13 protein-coding genes and 4 tRNA genes are annotated in these 17,938 nt (G+C 62.1%); 13 read left to right on the top strand and 4 right to left on the bottom strand.

Annotated elements, in window-relative coordinates:
• Positions 1-40: 40 nt before the first annotated feature.
• The 6 genes from OC537_RS06800 to yjjG all read left to right on the top strand — a co-directional run bounded on the left by OC537_RS06800 (position 41) and on the right by yjjG (position 3,018).
• A tRNA-Met gene (locus OC537_RS06800) sits at positions 41-117 on the top strand.
• Between the two features lie 110 nt (positions 118-227).
• Positions 228-304 (top strand) — tRNA-Met (locus OC537_RS06795).
• Between the two features lie 109 nt (positions 305-413).
• Positions 414-490 (top strand) — tRNA-Met (locus OC537_RS06790).
• A gap of 110 nt (positions 491-600) precedes the next feature.
• Positions 601-677: transfer RNA gene (locus OC537_RS06785), tRNA-Met, on the top strand.
• 146 nt (positions 678-823) lie between these two features.
• Positions 824-2,308, top strand: coding sequence for a M17 family metallopeptidase (locus OC537_RS06780; RefSeq protein WP_262110530.1), 1,485 nt, complete (start codon positions 824-826; stop codon positions 2,306-2,308).
• A 29-nt stretch (positions 2,309-2,337) separates the two neighbouring features.
• Positions 2,338-3,018, top strand: coding sequence for a pyrimidine 5'-nucleotidase (yjjG, locus tag OC537_RS06775; protein WP_106886692.1), 681 nt, complete (start codon positions 2,338-2,340; stop codon positions 3,016-3,018).
• 72 nt (positions 3,019-3,090) lie between these two features.
• Here the strand turns inward: yjjG and OC537_RS06770 are convergent, their stop codons facing one another.
• The 4 genes from OC537_RS06770 to elyC all read right to left on the bottom strand — a co-directional run bounded on the left by OC537_RS06770 (position 3,091) and on the right by elyC (position 8,481).
• Positions 3,091-4,347 (bottom strand): amidohydrolase, encoded by a 1,257-nt coding sequence (locus OC537_RS06770; protein ID WP_262110529.1) that lies wholly within the window; start codon positions 4,345-4,347, stop codon positions 3,091-3,093.
• A gap of 1,358 nt (positions 4,348-5,705) precedes the next feature.
• Positions 5,706-6,677: a 6-phosphofructokinase gene (pfkA, locus tag OC537_RS06765; RefSeq protein ID WP_163138008.1), complete on the bottom strand. Its 972-nt coding sequence runs from the start codon at positions 6,675-6,677 to the stop codon at positions 5,706-5,708.
• 142 nt (positions 6,678-6,819) lie between these two features.
• Positions 6,820-7,575, bottom strand: coding sequence for a triose-phosphate isomerase (gene tpiA, locus OC537_RS06760; RefSeq protein ID WP_111911896.1), 756 nt, complete (start codon positions 7,573-7,575; stop codon positions 6,820-6,822).
• A 135-nt stretch (positions 7,576-7,710) separates the two neighbouring features.
• Complete coding sequence (gene elyC / locus OC537_RS06755) at positions 7,711-8,481, bottom strand: envelope biogenesis factor ElyC (RefSeq protein WP_111911898.1); 771 nt, start codon at positions 8,479-8,481, stop codon at positions 7,711-7,713.
• A gap of 129 nt (positions 8,482-8,610) precedes the next feature.
• Between elyC and cmoM the strand changes: the two genes are divergently transcribed.
• The 7 genes from cmoM to OC537_RS06720 all read left to right on the top strand — a co-directional run bounded on the left by cmoM (position 8,611) and on the right by OC537_RS06720 (position 17,732).
• Positions 8,611-9,387 carry a tRNA uridine 5-oxyacetic acid(34) methyltransferase CmoM gene (gene cmoM / locus OC537_RS06750; protein ID WP_106886696.1) on the top strand — a complete coding sequence of 259 codons (777 nt, stop codon included), beginning with the start codon at positions 8,611-8,613 and terminating at the stop codon, positions 9,385-9,387.
• Between the two features lie 139 nt (positions 9,388-9,526).
• Entirely contained in the window at positions 9,527-10,846 is a 1,320-nt protein-coding gene (gene mukF / locus OC537_RS06745; RefSeq protein WP_106886697.1) for a chromosome partition protein MukF, read from the top strand.
• A complete protein-coding gene (gene mukE / locus OC537_RS06740) occupies positions 10,827-11,564 on the top strand; it encodes a chromosome partition protein MukE (RefSeq protein ID WP_041205837.1) in 738 nt (245 codons plus the stop codon). The genes mukF and mukE overlap by 20 nt, the downstream gene beginning before the upstream one ends.
• A 45-nt stretch (positions 11,565-11,609) precedes the next feature.
• Positions 11,610-16,037, top strand: a complete 4,428-nt coding sequence (mukB, locus tag OC537_RS06735) for a chromosome partition protein MukB (RefSeq protein WP_262110521.1) — start codon at positions 11,610-11,612, stop codon at positions 16,035-16,037.
• A 169-nt stretch (positions 16,038-16,206) separates the two neighbouring features.
• Positions 16,207-16,596 carry a septal ring lytic transglycosylase RlpA family protein gene (locus tag OC537_RS06730; protein ID WP_106886699.1) on the top strand — a complete coding sequence of 130 codons (390 nt, stop codon included), beginning with the start codon at positions 16,207-16,209 and terminating at the stop codon, positions 16,594-16,596.
• A gap of 177 nt (positions 16,597-16,773) precedes the next feature.
• Positions 16,774-17,247, top strand: coding sequence for a cupin domain-containing protein (locus OC537_RS06725; protein ID WP_262110517.1), 474 nt, complete (start codon positions 16,774-16,776; stop codon positions 17,245-17,247).
• Positions 17,248-17,282: 35 nt separating this feature from the next.
• Entirely contained in the window at positions 17,283-17,732 is a 450-nt protein-coding gene (locus tag OC537_RS06720; protein WP_262110515.1) for a GNAT family N-acetyltransferase, read from the top strand.
• Positions 17,733-17,938 lie beyond the last annotated feature (206 nt).

Below are 17,938 nucleotides of genomic sequence, written 5' to 3'. Positions count from 1 at the left end.
AGCTTGCGGGAAAGGTCCGGCAACGGACACACAATTCGGACGCGGGGTGGAGCAGCTCGGTAGCTCGTCGGGCTCATAACCCGAAGGTCGTCAGTTCAAATCTGGCCCCCGCAACCAACTATTTGTCTTCATGGCTCGGTCTTGCACCGCAGCGGTGAGACGAAGACGCAAGATGCTACTGCTCGGCAGCTTGCGGGAAAGGTCCGGCAACGGACACACAATTCGGACGCGGGGTGGAGCAGCTCGGTAGCTCGTCGGGCTCATAACCCGAAGGTCGTCAGTTCAAATCTGGCCCCCGCAACCAACTATTTGTCCTCATGGCACGGCTCAGGTCGCTGCGGTGAGACGAAGACGCAAGGTGCTACTGCTCGGCAGCTTGCGGGAAAGGTCCGGTAACGGACACACAATTCGGACGCGGGGTGGAGCAGCTCGGTAGCTCGTCGGGCTCATAACCCGAAGGTCGTCAGTTCAAATCTGGCCCCCGCAACCAACTATTTGTCCTCATGGCGCGGTCTTGCATCGCAGCGGTGAGGCGAAGACGCAAGGTGCTACTGCTCGGCAGCTTGCGGGAAAGGTCTGGCAACGGACACACAATTCGGACGCGGGGTGGAGCAGCTCGGTAGCTCGTCGGGCTCATAACCCGAAGGTCGTCGGTTCAAATCCGGCCCCCGCAACCAACTTATTATCTTTTCCCCTTCTCCATATCCATCTCGACTTTCCTCTCTATCACCCTGATCCAGCACATTAATTTATGTGGTGGCGATCCTTTGTCCCATTTGTTCGGTATCATTCTGGCTTCTGTTCATGGATGAGGCCTCTCCCTGTGATGCACGCTTTCAACTACCTTGCCCCCAAGATAACCATGCAGACCAGCACCCTGAACGAGGTGATGGCGAGCGACATTCCCGTCAAACTGCTGCTGGTCGCCGAGACCGGGCGCGACGCCCTGCTGGCGCAACCGGCCTTCGCCGGGGTGACGGCCCAGATAGCCCTGGGTCTGCCGGCCCCTTACCGGCTGGTGGATGGCCAGGGCCTGCAGCTGGTACTCTTCGTGGACTCGGCGCCGGTGCTGGATCACCGGCTCTACAAGCAGATCCGCACCTGGACAGCCCCCCTTGCGGGTCTCAAGGTGGCGCAGCTGGCGCTGCACCTGGAGGGCTTCGATGAGGCGCCCCGGGCGCTGCTTGCCGAGCTGGTGCTCGCCACCCTGCTGGCGGCCAATGTGCCGCTGCCCACCCAGAAACGCGCCGACGAGGCGCCCATCGGCTATCAAAGCCTGACCCTGTCTCCCCCCTGCATCCTGGATCTGGCCCGCATCGAGGCCGAGGCTCAGGGCAACGGGCTGGCCCGTCACCTGGCCGTGCTGCCCGCCTCCGAACTGAGCGCCGGTAGCTACCGTGCCTTCGCACGGCAGCTGGCGCAAGCGGAGGGGTGGCAATGGGAGGAGTTCGACGAGACGGCCCTCGCCAAGCTCGGTGCCGGCGCCTTCCTGGCGGTGGCCAGGGGTTCTGAGGACAACCAGGCCGCCATCGTCAAGCTCAGCTATTGCCCGGCCAATCCGGTGCGTCGCATCGCGCTGGTGGGCAAGGGGATCTGTCACGACTCCGGGGGCTATAACCTGAAAGTCGGTGGCAGCATGTATGGCATGCACCTGGACATGGGGGGCAGCGCTGTGGCGCTCGGGACCCTGCATGCCATCAGCCGGGCCAAGTTGCCCTATGAGGTACACTGCTGGCTCGCCATCGCCGAGAACCACATAGGCCCCCGTGCCTACCGACCGGGGGAGGTGGTGACCGCCCTCAATGGCACCACCATAGAAGTGGTGGACACCGACGCCGAGGGGCGCATGGTGCTGGCGGATGCCCTGTCGCTCGCGGCCAAAGGGGAGCCCGATCTGCTCATTGACTATGCGACCCTGACCGGCGCCTGCAAGCGGGCGCTCGGCAGCCGTTACAGCGGCGCCTTCACCAATCGTCCCGACTGGCTTCCCGAGCTGATACGCCTGGGGCAGCAGAGCGGTGAACGCATCTGGCCCTTCCCGCTGGACGAGGATTTCGATGACAACCTCGATAGCGAGTGGGCCGATCTGTTACAGTGCGCGCCGGGAACCTCGCCGGATCACATCGACGCCGCCCGCTTCCTCAGCCGCTTCGTGCCCGGGCAGACACCCTGGTTGCACCTCGACTTGAGCGGTTTTCGCAACAAGGGGGGCAACGGCGTGGTCGGCAGCGAAGTGACCGGGTTTGGCGTCAGGCTGTCGCTGGCGCTGCTCGCCAGCCCGCTCGGGATGGCCGAGCCCGCCACATGAATCGCCAAGTACAACCAATGAGGACAAGCGTGAAACAAGCAAGCTATGACTGGGTGCTGTTCGATCTGGACGAGACCCTGCTCGATTTCCCGGTCGCGAAGGCACTGGAGCGCACCCTGCAGATCTATGGCGTGACGCCGACGCCCCCCAGGATGGCGGCCTATCACGAGCTGAACCACAAGCTGTGGCAGCAATACAACTCAGGCGAGATAGACGCCACCTGGCTGCAGCAGACCCGTTTTTCTATGTTTGCCGAGCAGGTGGATGTGGCACCCATGGCGATGAATGACACCTTCCTGCAGCAGATCATCGCCCTGAGCGTGCCGCTGGAGGGGGTGGAGGAGACCCTGCTGGCCCTGAAGAGCCGGGTCAGGATGGGGATCATCACCAATGGTTTCAGCCTGCCCCAGCGCGGTCGTCTCGACAAGCTGGGCTGGAATGAGTGGTTTGAGCCCCTCGTTATCTCCGACGAGGTGCAGGTGACCAAGCCGGCCGCCGCCATCTTCCAGCATGCTCTGGATCTGATGGGGCAACCGAGCCCGGCGCGAGTGCTGATGGTGGGGGACAACCCCAAGACCGACATCGCCGGTGCCGCCGCCCAGGGGCTGGCGACCTGCTGGTACAACCCCGCCCGCCAGCAGGGGCCCTGCGAGGCGACTCACGAGATCCATCACTTCGCCCACCTCTCTGACATAGTGCTGGGACGCTGAGCCAGGCGCTAAGCGGATCCGCAAAGACACAAAAGGCAGCCCCAGGGCTGCCTTTTTTCATCTGAGGCGTTCTCAGGTGCCGAGGCGGCTGAGCAGCCAGGCTTCGAGCAGGGCGACGCCCGGGGCCAGCACGGCCTCGTCGAAGTCGAACTCCGGATGGTGATGAGGCGCCGCCAGATTGGCCCCCAGGATCAGGTAGGCGGCCTGGCCGCCATTTTGCTGCACCCGCTCGATGAGAAAACCGGCATCCTCGCTGGCACCGAAGCGGCGGCTGTGGATGGTCTCGAGCTTGAGTGCCTCGGCCAGGGGCACTATCTCCTCGAGCAGGGCCGGGCTGTTCTCTATGCCGATGGCTTCCCCCTGCTTGCGAATGAGGTAGCTGGCCCCCTGCATCATGGCGGCCCCTTCCACTATCTGCTGCACCTGGCCAAACATGTAGTCGTTGAGGGCCGGGGTGGCGCCACGGGTCTCTCCCTGCAGGCGAGCGTGACCCGGGATCACGTTGCGACCGCTGCCCCCATTGAGCTGGCCTATGTTGATGCGGGTCATGCCGTCCCGATGGCGGGCAATGCCGAGCATGGCAGTGGTGGCCGTGCAGGCCGCCGCCAGGGCGTTGCTGCCGGCGTTGGGCTCGAGCCCCGCGTGGGCGGCACGCCCCATAAATTCCACGTCAAATTTTGTTGAACAGAGAAACTCGGTGGGGTTGACCACCAGCTCGCCGCTGTTGGCATGAATGCCGATGTGCAGCGCCAGCAAGGCATCCACGTCGTCGAGCTGACCGCCCGCCGCCAGCGCCTTGCCGCCGCGACACCCCTCTTCGGCAGGCTGGAAGAACAGCTTGATGCGGCCGTTGAGCCGCTCGGCCAGGGCGCTGATCCGCTCGGCCAGCACCAGCCCGATGGCGGTGTGGCCGTCGTGGGCGCAGGCGTGCATCCAGCCCGGGTTGGCGGAGTGCCACCCCTCCTGGCAGGGCTGGTGTGCCGGCTCCCGGCTCTCTTCCACCTCTACCGCATCTATGTCGAAGCGAAAGCCCAGGGTGGGGCCGGGGCGGCCGCTGTCCCAGACCCCCATCACACCGGTGATCTCGTCGATGCGGGCCAGCCAGTCGGGGTGGGCCCCCTGACGCAGGGCTCGCTCCTTCTGGGCCGCGACGTCGATCTCCCGTCCCATGATGAGGTTGCTGGCCAGCAGCTTGTCCCCCAGCATGACGGAAAAACCGAGTTCGGACAGGTGGTGGGCGATGAGGGCACTGGTGCGAAATTCACACCAGGCGGCTTCGGGGAGACGGTGAAGGTCACGGCGCCAGTGGCGCAGAGCATCCTGAGTCATGGTGATTCCTGCATGGCAAATTCAGCGGACATTGTGACGGGCAGGGGGGCAAGAGTAAATCCCGCAGAGACAGATGCGGCAAGGGGAGCACTGAGGCTCCCCTTGCAAGAACGGCGATCATGACGCCCTGGTCGTTAAATGCTCACAGATGGCCAATAAGTACTGACTGACATCCTGTTCTTGCACAAAGCTTCAAAAATCCATCTTTGTGGGTGTTTTTGCGGCCTGGTGACCCTATCAAGACCCAGGGCAAGCGGCTTCCTGACCGATTAACCGCCTTATAGCTGTGCCAGCGAGGGCAGAGAGACGGCAACCAGAGTGAAAAACACGGTAAAAACGGCGGTAACAACGAACTCTTTCATTATTTTGTCTCCCTTGGCTGACTGATGATGAGACCAAGATACCACAATGACAGGGGATAACAATGAAAAATGTATTTATATGGCCAATTTCACTTGGTGGCGATGTAGTGCCATGTTTTTGTAATTTTGTGGCTGTTTTATCGTCTTGTCATGGGGAGAACAATTTCATGCATGTCATGGATGCCATTATTCCTTTTATATACAGATAGTTACTGTTTATCGTTTGTGTTTTTTGATGGGTTTTGTACGAAGCTCTTTTAATGATCTTCAACTTTTGTGACGGAAAATGGCAGGGAGATGCGCCTGAGAGTGTCGCCAATGGTGGGTTGGCTGGCTGGTATCACCATTTCCCTTGTCTCATCACTTTTACCTGCCCGCCATGGGATAAGCCCAGTGGGGGCGGTGCTTTATCGTCATCACCTCCCGGCAGAATTTCAATTCACAGAGGAAAACAGGGCAAAACAGCAGACATTCGGCAGGAGAAAGACCCTCAGCACAGCCCGCCAAGCCGCTCTTTTTGGGCTGCGTCATGGTTGGGGGCATGAGCTTGCATTCACAGGTGCACAGGGACAGGCACGCACGAGGCATGGGCTCCTGTCAGAGGGCGCAAGGGGCAGGACGAGAGCCGCCCTGAGAAGCACATCGGCCAGGGACGTGCGGGTTCCAGGCCGAGCGAGCCCTATGGTCCAGTGGCAGGAAGAAGTACAGGCAAGAGGGCGAGCAAGACGGGGGAGTGAAGGGAGCAGGCGTCTGCTGAAGAGGGGTGAATGAGAGAGGTGAGAAGAGAAAGGGGAGAAAAGAGTGCGCGCCTATATCGCCACCTTAATCTGGCAGAAACGCAGCAGGGTGCGGATCGGCAGGCTGGCTTATGGTCGGGGCAGGGAGGGTGGTGGCCCCTGTCTGCCAGCAGACTGCGCTGATGACAACCGGCAGGCATGAAAAAACCCTCCAACGGAGGGTTTTTGTCACAACAACCTGCATGAAGCGCCAGGGGGCTTAGAACAGGGTGGTGGAGAGATCGTACAGCTCCTGATCGAAGGGGCGCTTGAGGTTCTCGATGCAGTCGATGATGTCGTGGTGCACCATCTCGTTGCCCTGGATACCGACGCAGCGGCCACCCTGACCGGCCAGCAGCTGCTCGACGGCGAAGGCGCCCATGCGGCTGGACATGATGCGATCGCGAGCGGTCGGCGAGCCGCCACGCTGGATGTGACCCAGAATGGTGGCGCGGGTTTCACGGCCTGTCATGGCTTCGATGTCTTTGGCCAGGGCGTTGACGTCGGTGACGTGCTCACAGATGGTGATGATGGCGTGCTTCTTGCCTTTGGCTTCGCCTTCCTTGATCTGTTGCAGCAGCTTCTCTTTGTCAAAAGCCACTTCCGGCACTATCACGTACTCGGCGCCACCGGCAACGGCGGCAGACATGGCCAGATCGCCACAGTGGCGGCCCATGATCTCGACCACTGAGATGCGGTGGTGGGAGCTGCAGGTGTCGCGCAGACGGTCGATGGCGTCAACCACCACGTTGAGGGCGGTGTCAAAGCCGATGGTGAAGTCGGTGCCGGCGATGTCGTTGTCTATGGTGCCCGGCAGACCTATGCAGGGGAAACCCTCTTCGGTCAGCTTCTTGGCGCCCATGTAGGAGCCGTCACCGCCGATCACCACCAGGGCGTCGATGCCGTGTTTCTTCAGGTTCTCGATCGCTTCGGCGCGCACTGCAGGGTCTTTGAAGGCGGGGAAACGGGCAGAGCCCAGGAAGGTGCCGCCGCGGTTGACCACGTCGGAGACGCTGTGGCGCTCGAGCTTGACGATCCTGTCCTGATGCAGACCGAGGTAGCCATCATAGATGCCGTAGACTTCCAGGCCATGATGCAGACCGGCGCGCACCACGGCGCGGATGGCTGCGTTCATACCCGGTGCGTCACCACCGCTGGTCAAAACACCAATACGTTTGATTTGTTTGGTCATGAGTGCCTCTGGATCTGAGTTGTCGAATATCAATATCTGAAAATGGGGCCAGCCGTTTTTACTATATCGGCTTTCCTATGGAAGAAGGGGACCCATAGGAAAGCGATATCAAGAGAGGGGCCAGGCCCCTCTCTTGCGTCACTTACTGGGCGGCGCCAGCGATGATCTGGGAGAAGTCGTCCACTTTCAGGGACGCACCACCCACCAGGCCACCGTCGATGTCCGGCTGACCGAACAGATCGGCAGCGGTCGCGCCAGTCACGGAGCCACCGTACAGGATCTGTACTTTGGCAGCCACGGCAGCGTCGAAACCGGCCAGGTACTGACGGATGTGAGCGTGAACGGATTGCGCGATTTCCGGGGTGGCAGTCTTGCCGGTGCCGATGGCCCATACCGGCTCGTAAGCCACGACGGCGTTCTCGAAGGAGGCGATGCCGCAACGGTCGATGACGGCTTTGAGCTGGGTCTCAACCACGTTCTTGGTCACGCCGGCTTCGAACTGCTCCAGGGTCTCACCGATGCACAGAACCGGCACCAGGCCGCCTTTCTGGATGGCTTCGTACTTGGCAGCTACCACGTCGTCGGTCTCTGCGTGCAGGGTGCGACGCTCGCTGTGGCCGACCAGGGAGTAGGTGCAACCGAAGGCTTTGAGCATGGAGGGGGCGTTCTCGCCGGTGAAGGCGCCGGACTCGTGAACGTCGGCGTTCTGGGCACCGTAAGCAATCTTGCTGCCAGCGGTCAGCTGTTCAACCAGACCCAAAAAGATAACCGGCGGGCAGACGGCGACTTGCACGGAAGGATGAGCGGCAGCAGCCGGGGTCAGTCCTTTGATCAGAGCTTCGACAGAAGCTTTGGTGCCGTTCAGTTTCCAGTTACCCATTACCAGGTGCTGTCTCATCTTCTCAATCTCCTAGGCATTTGATTGCGCAACATTATATGAATTGAACCGAGCCCAAGATAGCTGACCCGGCGGCAAATGACGTAATTTTTTTTCGCTTTCCTGATCCAAATCAGGAATGCAAGAACCGATCGCTCAATCGTTAACCTGCCCCCGCAAACGGGCCCACCATACCCCAATCCACTCGTGAATGGCAGCCTCGGAATACATCAGATAACGCCCCTTGGGCAGGTAGCTGTAGAGGGGCTGCGCCACCTGACTCTGCTTGGCGGTGTAGTCGGTGGGGGCCGGCACCGCATCGAGTCCCTGGCCGCGATAGAGCGCCATGGCCCTTGGCAGGTGGGTGGCCGAGCTCACCAGCGCCACCCGCTTGCCCTTGAGGTGGGCGCTGATGCTGACCGCCTCGTCGTGAGTGTCTTTGTTGTTTTCAAACAACGTCATTCGGGATCTGTCTACCCCTAAGCTCTGCGCCATGCGGGCGTTGACCTCGGCATTGGACAGCGGATCCCCGGACACATAACCGGAGAAGATGAGTTCGGCTTCTGGATAGGCTTGGGCCAGCCGCACTCCTTCCAGGGTGCGGGCCTGGGCTATGTTGTTCTGCCAACTGCGCATCGGCACCACCGGATCGCTCACATGGCCGTTGCCGAGCACCACTATGGCCTCGATATCCGGATGCTGGCTCACCTCGAAGGGCGGATAGGTCTGCTCCAGTGAACGGGCCAACTCATAGCTGACGGGTCTCATCCCCATCAGGGCGATGATCACCAAGGAGAGGGTCGCCAGCAGCTTGCCGCTCTTCTGAAAGCGGGTGAACCAGAGCAGCGCGAGCGCCAGCAGCAATAAGGAGAGGGAGAAGGGCAGCGGCATCAGCAACTGGCCTAACCATTTTTTAAGCTCAAACACTGTGGTGTCGTCCTTGAGTTTTCAGCGGATCCGGGATGTGACAGAATACCCCTCTTTTTTCCTGTGGCCCAATCCTGTGTGGTTCCTCCTGCGAGCCCCCACAGCGGGGCGGCCGAAGATGAGTGTGTCTTGAAGCAAGATCAGAGTTTTGACGGGCGCGCCGACAAGTTCGCCCGCAACATTTATGACTCCACCAAGGGGCGCATTCGCACCACCGTGGTGTGGAGCGACATCGAAGCCTGCCTGGCGCGCCTTGGCAACAGGCCGCTGCGCATCCTGGATGCCGGCGGCGGCTTTGGCTACTTCGCCCAGAAGCTGGCGGCCATGGGCCACCAGGTGGAGCTGTGCGATCTCTCGGCAGAAATGCTGGAACTGGCCCGCAGCCAGATCGCGGAGAAGGGGCTGGAAGACAGAATCCGTCTCATCCATTGCCCCATTCAGGATCTCAAGCAACATGTGACCGGCACCTTTGATCTGGTGCTCTGCCATGCGGTGCTGGAGTGGCTCGCCGAGCCCCGCCAGACCCTGCTCGGTCTGTTCCCTTTCGTCAATGCAGGGGGCATACTGTCGCTGCTTTTTTACAATCGTCATGGCCTGCTGTTCCAGAGCCTGGTGGTGGGCAATTTCGACTATGTGCGCCAGGGGCTGAACAAGAAGCGTCAGACCGCGCTTACGCCCACCAACCCCCAGTTGCCGGAACAGGTCTATGACTGGATAGGCCGGGGGGGCCTCAAGATCATCGGCAAGACAGGGGTGCGGGTCATTCACGACTACATGCGCCACAAGCAGGAGCAGGTCGAGAAATTCGACGATCTGCTGGCCATGGAGCAGCACTACTGTCGTCAGGAACCCTTTGTCTCCCTCGGGCGCTACATCCATGTGATGGCCCAGAAGCCGGTCGGCTGAGGGTGGTCATGGGGGCCTGAATGGTCGGGATGCAAGGGTTTATGCGGCCGGGATACCGCCGCCGGGGTTGCCCATCCCCGGGTCCAAATCACCACGAGGGGTCTTGTGCCCCCGTTTATAACAACGAGATGATAACGTCATGATGAGTACATCCCGTACCCTGCCAGAGACGGTGGGATGGGTCAGACAGGAGGGCCTCTCCTTGAATCTGCCCACCGACAGGCTGGCCTTTCTGATTGCGATCAAGACACTCTCCGAGGATGAATCGGATTTGTCAGAAGCCGCGCTGCACGACGCCTTCGGTTATGTGAGCAGCGCCTTCGGCCAGATGGACGAGACCCTCATCGGTCGCGCCAACAACGCCATCAACGATCTCATTCGCCAGCAGTTGCTGTCGCGCTTCACCACCGACATGGTGGCGGGGGAGAGCCTCTATCGCCTGTCGCGCCTTGGCATGAGCATCGTCGACTTCTTCATGGATCAGCGCCAGGTCGACTCCATCAAGCTCTCCATCCTGCTCGAACACCTGGCATCCGAGCTCGACACCGCCCGCAAGGCGGCGCTTGAGACCAATACCCGCGAACAGTGGGATGCAGAGGTGCTGCCGCGCCTCTCCTTCTCCCTGGAGGAGACGCTCGGGCGCATCGATCTCACCCAGCGCGCCATGGACGAGCAGCAGAATCAGGTCAAGAACGAGATAGCGGCCCTGCTGACCCAGAACTGGATCGACGCCATCCACAGCTGCGAGAAGCTGCTGCGCGAGACGGGCCAGACCCTGCGCGAGCTGCAGGATACCCTGGACGCCGCCGGCCACCGCCTGCAGGCGGGGCTGCTCAACATTCAGGAGGCGGCACAGGGGCGCGACGATCTCTTCCACGTCGAGGAGCTGACCCATGCCCTGCAGGGGCGGCTCGACGTCATCACCTCCTGGGGCCAGCAGTGCATCGAGCTCTGGTCCCGCTATGACAGGCACGTCCACAAGTTCATCCGCAACGCCATCGACATGGACAAAAACCGCGCCTTCAGCCAGCGGCTGCGGGAATCCATCCGCAACTTCGAGCAGCACAACTTCTTGCTCAGAGTTGCCGAGGAGCCGCGCCTGTTGGAGCTGCGGGACGAAACCATCGCCATCCACGACGAGGAGGTGACCGGCGAGGTGCCCCTCGAGATGGAATTCATGGAGATGGTGGACATCAACCAGGCGCTGGCAGAGCGCATCGAGCGCTATCTGGCCCGCTATCCCGAGCAGGGACAGCAGCTGGACCTTGCCGACGTGCTGCGGGAATACCTGCTCGATTTCCCGGCCCACGCCCACTTCGATGTGGCGCGTCTGCTGATAGACCAGGCCGTGCGCCTCGGCCATGCCAGCGGTGAGCGCGAGCTGCACCGCCAACCCGCATGGAAACCCATTAACCAAGCTGGATCCAAGGTTCAGGCCTATGTCATTGATCAATTCTGAGTTTCCCTTGCCCCTGCGGCTCGCAGAGGCCATCGCCAACCCCTTGTTTCCGCGCATCGACACCGCCCTGCGCTCGGGGCGCCACATCAGTGCCGACGATTTCGAACAGCATTCGGCCCTGGTGGAGTTCCATGGCGAGCTCGAGATCTTCTACGGCCGCTATCAGGTCGAACTCATCAAGGCGCCTGAGGGCTTCTTCTACCTGCGCCCGCGCCCCAGCGCCGACATAGGAACAACAGTTTTATCCGAGCTCGATATGCTGGTGGGCAAGGTGCTCTGTTACCTCTATTTGAGTCCGGACAGGCTTGCCTCCGAGGGTGTCTTCACCATGGGCGAGCTGCAGGAGGAGGTGCTCGGTCTGGCCGACGAGAAGCAGCTGCTGCGCATGGTCAACAGCCGCTCCGGCGGCACCGATCTGGACAAGAAGAAGCTGCTCGAGAAGATCCGCACCTCCATGCGCCGTCTCAAGCGCCTCGGGATGATCACCGCCCTTGGCAACAGCGACAAGTTCAGGGTCAACGAATCCGTGTTCCGCTTTGCCGCCGACGTGCGCTCCGACGAGGATCCCCGCGCCGTGCAGCTGCGGATGATCCAGGAAGGGGAGGCCATCTTCCACGACGACGAGATGCCGAGCAGCGATTCGCTGTTTGACGATATCGAGGGAGATTTGGATGAAGAGCAGCTGGAGCTGGAGGTGGAAGATGATCTGCAACGTTAATGGTCTGGCACAGATGGAGTCGGCCGGTTTGATGGAGAGTGCGGCGTGAGAGGCAAATTCAAATCCCTGACCATGGTCAACTGGAACGGCTTCTTCGCCCGAACCTTCGATCTCGACCAGCTGGTCACCACATTGTCCGGCGGCAACGGGGCAGGCAAGTCCACCACCATGGCGGCCTTTATCGCGGCCCTGATCCCGGATCAGTCCCTGCTGCATTTTCGCAACACCACGGAAGCGGGCTCCAGCAGCGCCTCCCGTGACAAGGGGCTCTACGGCAAGCTGCAGCGCGGCCACTGCTATTCGCTGCTGGAAGTGATGAACAGCCGCGAGCAGCGGATCTGGGTCGGCGTGCACCTGGAGCAGGTGGCGAATCGCGACAACAAGGTCAACATCACTCCCTTCGCCCTGGTGGACGTGCCTGAGCAATTGCAACCCACGGATCTGCTGCTGGAAAAACTCCATGACGGCAAGGGGCGGGTGCGCGCCTTCGCCGATCTGAAGGGGGCCGCCGCCGAGCTGGGGGCCATGAAGGTCGCCAAGTTCAATACGGTGACCGACTATCACAACTTCATGTTCGAGTTCGGCATCACCCCGAAGAAGTTGCGCGACCAGAAGGATCGCGGCAAGTTCTATCGCCTGATCGAGGCCTCGTTGTATGGCGGCATCTCTTCGTCCATCAGCCGTTCCTTGCGGGAATACCTGCTGCCGGAGAACTCCGGGGTGCGCAAGGCGTTCCAGGACATGGAGGCGGCCATCTACGAGAACCGTCGCACCCTGGAGGCCATCAAGGAGACCCAGGGCCAGCGGGATCTGTTCAAGAACCTCATTACCGAGACCACCCACTATGTGGCGGCCGAGTATGTGCGGGGCGCCGCCGAGAAGAGCCGTCTCTCCGAGCTGGCCCTGAAGGCGCGCTCTGAGCTCGCCGGCAAGCGTCGCCTGCTGGCGGAAGAGAAGCAGCGCGCCATCTATCTGGCGGACGAGGTGGATCAGCTCAGCAACCGCGAGAAGCTGTTGACCGACGAGCTGGAGTCCGCCGCCGAGCACCTGGCCAAGGTGATGGCCGCAGTGGCGCTGCAAAAGAAGATAGAGCTGTATCGCGCCGATCTGCGGGAGCTCAATGACAAGCTCGAGCAGCAGCAGGCGGTGGTGGAAGAGATCCACGGCCAGCTGCTGGAAGTGGAAGAGCGCAAGGAGCTGGCCCAGGCAGAGGTAGACAGCCTCAAGACCCAGCTCGCCGACTATCAGCAGGCGCTGGACATTCAGCAGACCCGCGCCATCCAGTACCGCCAGGCGGTGCAGGCGCTGGAGACGGCCCGCACGCAGTGCGAACTGCCGGGACTGACCGCCGAACAGGCGAGCGACACCCTGCACCAGTTCCGCGCCGCCGAGCAGAGCCTCACCAGCCGGGTGCTGGGGGCCGAGCAGCAGCTGGCGCTGGCCAAGGCGGCGGTGGCCGAGCATCAGGCCGCGCTGGCGCTGCTGCTCAGCATCGCCCCCGAGACCGCCCGCGAGGCCGCCTGGCCCACGGCGCAGGCACTGCTCAAGCGTCACATCGAAGACAAGGCCCGCATTGCGCAGGGGCAGGGGCTGCGCGCCGCGCTGGCCCGCCTCGAGAAAGAGAGCGACAGCCAGCAGGCGCTCTTCCGCTTGCGCGACGAGTTGCAGCAGGCGTCTGGCCAGCTGATCGCGAGCCAGGACGAGCTGGAGATCTTCCTCGAAGCCCAGCGCAACCGTCAGGAGGAGCTCGCCGATCAGCAGGCGGAGGCGAACCAACGCCGCGCCAGCCTCGAGCATCAGGGCGTCCAGCTGGGCCGCGATATCAGCGATCTCACCAAGCTGGCGCCGCGCTGGCTGAAATCCTTCGAGAAGCTCGAACAGCTGCGCGAGCAGAGCGGTCTGCCGCTGGCTACCGCCGAGGAACTCTCGGCCGGCATGCAGAGCGTGCTCGACAAGGAGCGGGAGTTCGAACAGGAGAGCAACCGCATCCAGAGCCAGAAGCAGGCCCTGGAGCTGCAAATTCGCAACCTGCAGCTGGGCGCCGGGGAGGCAGATCCGCGCCTGGCCCGCGTCGCCGAGCAGGTGGGGGGCGTGCTGCTCTCCGACGTCTATGACGACATCTCCATCGACGATGCCCCTTACTACTCCGCGCTCTACGGCCCGGCTCGCAGCGCCCTGGTGGTGCTCGACCTTGAGGGCGCCATAGAGCGACTGAAAAAGCTGGAAGATTGCCCCGAGGATATCTACCTCATCCAGGGCAACCCCGACTCCTTTGACGAGGATCTGGTGGAAGCGGACGAACTGGGTGACGCCGTGCTGGTGCGCACCAGCAAGCGTCAGGTGCGCTTCTCCCGCTATCCCGAGCTGCCGCTCTTTGGTCGCGCCGCCCGGGAAAAACGCATCGAGCAGCTCGATCTCGAGCGGGAAAATCTTATCGAGGGCTACGCCAAGGCCGCCTTCGAGCAACAGAAGTACCACCGCCTCTACGGGCATTTTCGAGACTTTATCGGCCAGCATCTGGATATCGCCTTCCGCCCCGATCCGGAAGCCGAAGTGCAGGCCAAACAGGCCGAGCTGCGCGCGCTGCAAGGGGCCATCGGCGAGTGCGACAAGCAGCTGAGTGAGGCCAAGGCGGCCGCCGCCCAGCTGACTCGCCATATCCAGCTGGTACAGGGGATGCTGCCCTTTGCCCATCTGTTTGCCGAGACTGATCTGGCGGCCCGCCTCGAGGCGGCCCACGCCGACGTCGAGGCCCTTAAAACAGCCGAAGCCTTTATCGCCCAGCACGGCAAGGGGCTCGAGAAGCTCGAGACCCTGGTGCAGGTGCTGCGCCAGGATCCCCAGGATCTCTCTGCCCTGCAGGCAGCCTTTGATGAGGCGAGCGAACTGCTGGCCGAGCAGAAGCGCCGTTGCTACGCGCTGGATCAGTTGGTGGCCCGTCTGCCGCACTTTGCCTATCAGGACGCACAAGACCTGCTCGGCAAGGCCTCGGAGATGAGCGAGCGGCTCAAAGAGAAGCTCAAAGCCGCCGAGCTGGCTGCCCGTACCGCCGGCGAGCAGCACAAGCAAATTGCCCAGCGCCACACCGAGGCGTTGCAGCTGCGTACCGCGCTCGATTCCAGCGCCTCGGCCAAGGGCCAGACCCTGGCGGAGTTCGAGCAGGAGCTGGGGGCCATGGGGCTGACGCTGTCGGACGACATGGAGGAGAAATCCCGCGCCCACAAGAAGGAGATCGAAGAACTGCTCATTCGCACCCGCTCCCGTCGCACCAGCGCCGAGGCCCAGTTGCAGGTGACCAAGCGCGAGATTGAATCCTTGGGCGGGCGTCTCAAGCTGGAAGGCAAGGACTACTTCGGCGCCCGTAAATCCCTGGTGGGCCACAAGGCGAACTGGTCGCGGGTGGTGCGGCTGGCGCGGGAGACAGACGTCGAGAAGCGCCTCAACAAGCGCGAGCTGGCTTATCTTGACAGCGACGAGCTGCGCTCCATGTCGGACAAGGCCCTCGGCGCCCTGCGGGTGGCGGTGGCCCACGACGAGGCCCTGCGCGATGCGCTGCGCCTCTCTGAAGGCAATCGCAGCACAGAGCAGAAGGTCGCCTTCTACGTGCAGGTCTACCGCTACCTCAAAGATCGCATCCGCAACGACATCATCCGCTCGGACGATCCTGTGGAGGCCATCGAGGAGATGGAGATCGAGCTGGCGCGGCTCGCCGACGAGCTCAAGCAGCGGGAGAACCATCTGTCCCTCTCCTCCCACGAGGTGGCGGCCAAGATCACCAACATCATCCGCCGGGAGCAGAACCGCATCCGGGTGCTCAACCAGGGCCTGCAGAACATCGCCTTCGGCCTGGTGCGCGGGGTGCGCCTCAACGTCAATATCCGAGAGGCCCACACTCGCCTGCTGACCGCGCTCGCCGATCAGAGCGCCATGCACAACGATCTGTTCGCCGACAAGGAGCTCAGCTTCTCCGAGGCCATGGCCAAGCTGTTCCAGCGCCTGAACCCGCAGATAGAGCAGGGGGAGCGCAACTATCAGGTGATGGGGGACGTGCTGCTGGACTATCGCAACTACCTGGAGCTCGAAATCGAGGTACAGCGTGGTGCCGATGGCTGGCTGCGTGCCGAGAGCGGGGCCCTCTCCACCGGCGAGGCGATAGGTACAGGTCAGGCCATCCTCTTGATGGTGCTGATCAGCTGGGAGGAGGAGTCCCGCCGTCTGCGCGGCAAGGATATAGCCCCCTGCCGTCTCTTGTTCCTCGACGAAGCGGCGCGCCTGGACGGCAAGTCCATCGCCACCCTGTTCGAGCTGTGCGAGCGCCAGGACATGCAGCTGCTCATCGCGGCGCCGGAGAACATCAGCCCCGAGAAGGGCACCACCTACAAGCTCATCCGCAAGGTGCAGGGCAAGCACGAGCACGTGCACGTGGTGGGGCTGCGGGGCTTCGGTTTCGCCGATGACAAGCTGATCGCCTGACCTCTTCCCCTGACAGGGGCTGACGGGTGAACACACAAACGGGAGGCTTGGGCCTCCCGTTTTCCATGGAAAATATGAGAGAGTAGGCGCCTGTTCGCGGGAACCAGACTGGCGATGCAGGATAACGGCCACGGCACATCAACCTGACATCGCATCGAGGGAATAAAGCATGACGTGGAAATTACAAAAAGGGCTGCTGGCCTCCCTGTGCCTGCTGCTCGCGGCCTGCAGCAGCCAGCCTGATGCGGGCAGTGCGGGCAACGGGCGAGGTTATACCCAGACTGGGCTGGCCTCCTACTATGCCGATCGCTACCACAACAAGCGCACCGCAAGCGGCGAGCCCTACCAGAAGAGCGCCAACACCGCCGCTCATATGACGCTGCCCTTCGGCGCCATGGTGCGGGTGACCAACCTTGCCAACGGCAAGAGCGTGGTGGTGCGGGTCAATGACAGGGGCAACTTCCCCAGAGGCCGGATCATCGATCTCTCAAGGGCGGCATTTAGCAGCATAGGCAACACCCGATCCGGCCTTCTCAAGGTCAAGGTCGAGGTGTTGTAGAGGGCCATAAGCCCGGCCCATTGCACAGCGGGAAACGGCAAGGCCCCGGACACTGCATCTCAGCGTTGACAGCCTCCAGCCTCCAGTCGTATCTGTGTTATTGCATGACTGCCGCTCAAGGCACTCGGCTTGTCTCTTGCTGCCCCTCGCTAGGGCGCCAATATGGAGGTTGTTGAGATGACGAACCGCACACCCATTCAGGCCACAAAGATCCCGGAGAACAAGGCAAAGTCCCTCTATCCGGAGCCCTTCGCCTCCCTGGTCAAACACCGCACCAGACGCAGGCTGGGGGACCACTTCGGTCTTGCCAATCTTGGGGTGAACCTGACGACCCTGGCGCCGGGCGCCATCTCTGCGCTCAAACATCACCACAGCAAGCAGGATGAGTTCATCTATGTGCTCTCGGGCACCCCTATGCTGCGCTATGGGGAGGAGGAGTACCTGATGTCGCCGGGGGAGTGCATCGGCTTCAAGGGCGGCAACGGCCTGGCCCACCAGTTGCTCAACCCTGGGGAGGTGGAGGCGGTTTATCTCGAGCTGGGGGACAGGCTGGCGGGGGACACAGTCCAATACCCTGACGACGATCTGGCCCTGATTCAGGGCGCCGATGGCGCCTGGGCTGCCAGACATAAGGACGGGACCCCCTATTAGGGGCCCATCACTCTTTGGGAAAGCATGATAAGCCTATGAAATTCATACCTTTAGGTGAGGTGCGCGCAGAGGATTTTCTGCCCCTGGTCAACGACGAGACGCTGCGAAAGCACCTGATTGACCATCCCTCCTTCGAGCTGGGCACGGTGCGGCGCTGGATGGAGGAGAAGATGGCGATAGATGCGCTGCCCGGTTGTCGCGTGCGAGCCGTTCTCATCGATGGCGCTCTGGTGGGGTGGTGCGGTCTTCAGCCCGATGAGGAGGGGATCGAGATAGCCATCGTCATCGCCAGGGCGGGCTGGGGCAGGGGGCTCGCCATCTTCAACGAGATGATGGGGTGGGCGCGCAGCATGAGCCATCAGGAGGTCGTCTTTCATCTGCTGGACACCCGCCCCTTATACAGGTCCCTCGCCAGGCGCGCCACCAGGGTGACAAAGACGACACTGTCGGGGCACCCCTTCACCACCTATTACTTCAGCGTTTAGATCTGGAGCAGGCCCTGACGGCGAGCCACGCGCCTGCCTCTGGCCGCGCTTATGTCCCTGCCGTCGCCCCGTTGTTCACCCGGGTGAACACTCTGTCCATCCTGCCCATCTATATCGGCCTGGCCGCCATGCCTACACTGGGCGCCATGTTGAGGGAGGCGGCAGCCATGAGAGAGCCGCCACCTCCCGGTCTCTTGATGATGTGA

It is taken from the genome of Aeromonas sp. Marseille-Q5825, from assembly GCF_946892685.1.
Classification (GTDB): Bacteria; Pseudomonadota; Gammaproteobacteria; order Enterobacterales; family Aeromonadaceae; genus Aeromonas; species Aeromonas rivipollensis.
This window is presented reverse-complemented; position numbering and strand designations above follow the sequence as displayed.

Excerpts from the sequence above, each read along its gene's own strand:
- OC537_RS06770 (WP_262110529.1), bottom strand. The coding sequence starts at position 4,347 with ATGACTCAGGATGCTCTGCGCCACTGGCGCCGTGACCTTCACCGTCTC.
- pfkA (WP_163138008.1), bottom strand. The coding sequence starts at position 6,677 with ATGACCAAACAAATCAAACGTATTGGTGTTTTGACCAGCGGTGGTGAC.
- tpiA (WP_111911896.1), bottom strand. The coding sequence starts at position 7,575 with ATGAGACAGCACCTGGTAATGGGTAACTGGAAACTGAACGGCACCAAA.
- mukF (WP_106886697.1), top strand. The coding sequence starts at position 9,527 with ATGATGAGTACATCCCGTACCCTGCCAGAGACGGTGGGATGGGTCAGA.
- mukE (WP_041205837.1), top strand. The coding sequence starts at position 10,827 with ATGTCATTGATCAATTCTGAGTTTCCCTTGCCCCTGCGGCTCGCAGAG.
- OC537_RS06730 (WP_106886699.1), top strand. The coding sequence starts at position 16,207 with ATGACGTGGAAATTACAAAAAGGGCTGCTGGCCTCCCTGTGCCTGCTG.
- OC537_RS06725 (WP_262110517.1), top strand. The coding sequence starts at position 16,774 with ATGACGAACCGCACACCCATTCAGGCCACAAAGATCCCGGAGAACAAG.
- OC537_RS06720 (WP_262110515.1), top strand. The coding sequence starts at position 17,283 with ATGAAATTCATACCTTTAGGTGAGGTGCGCGCAGAGGATTTTCTGCCC.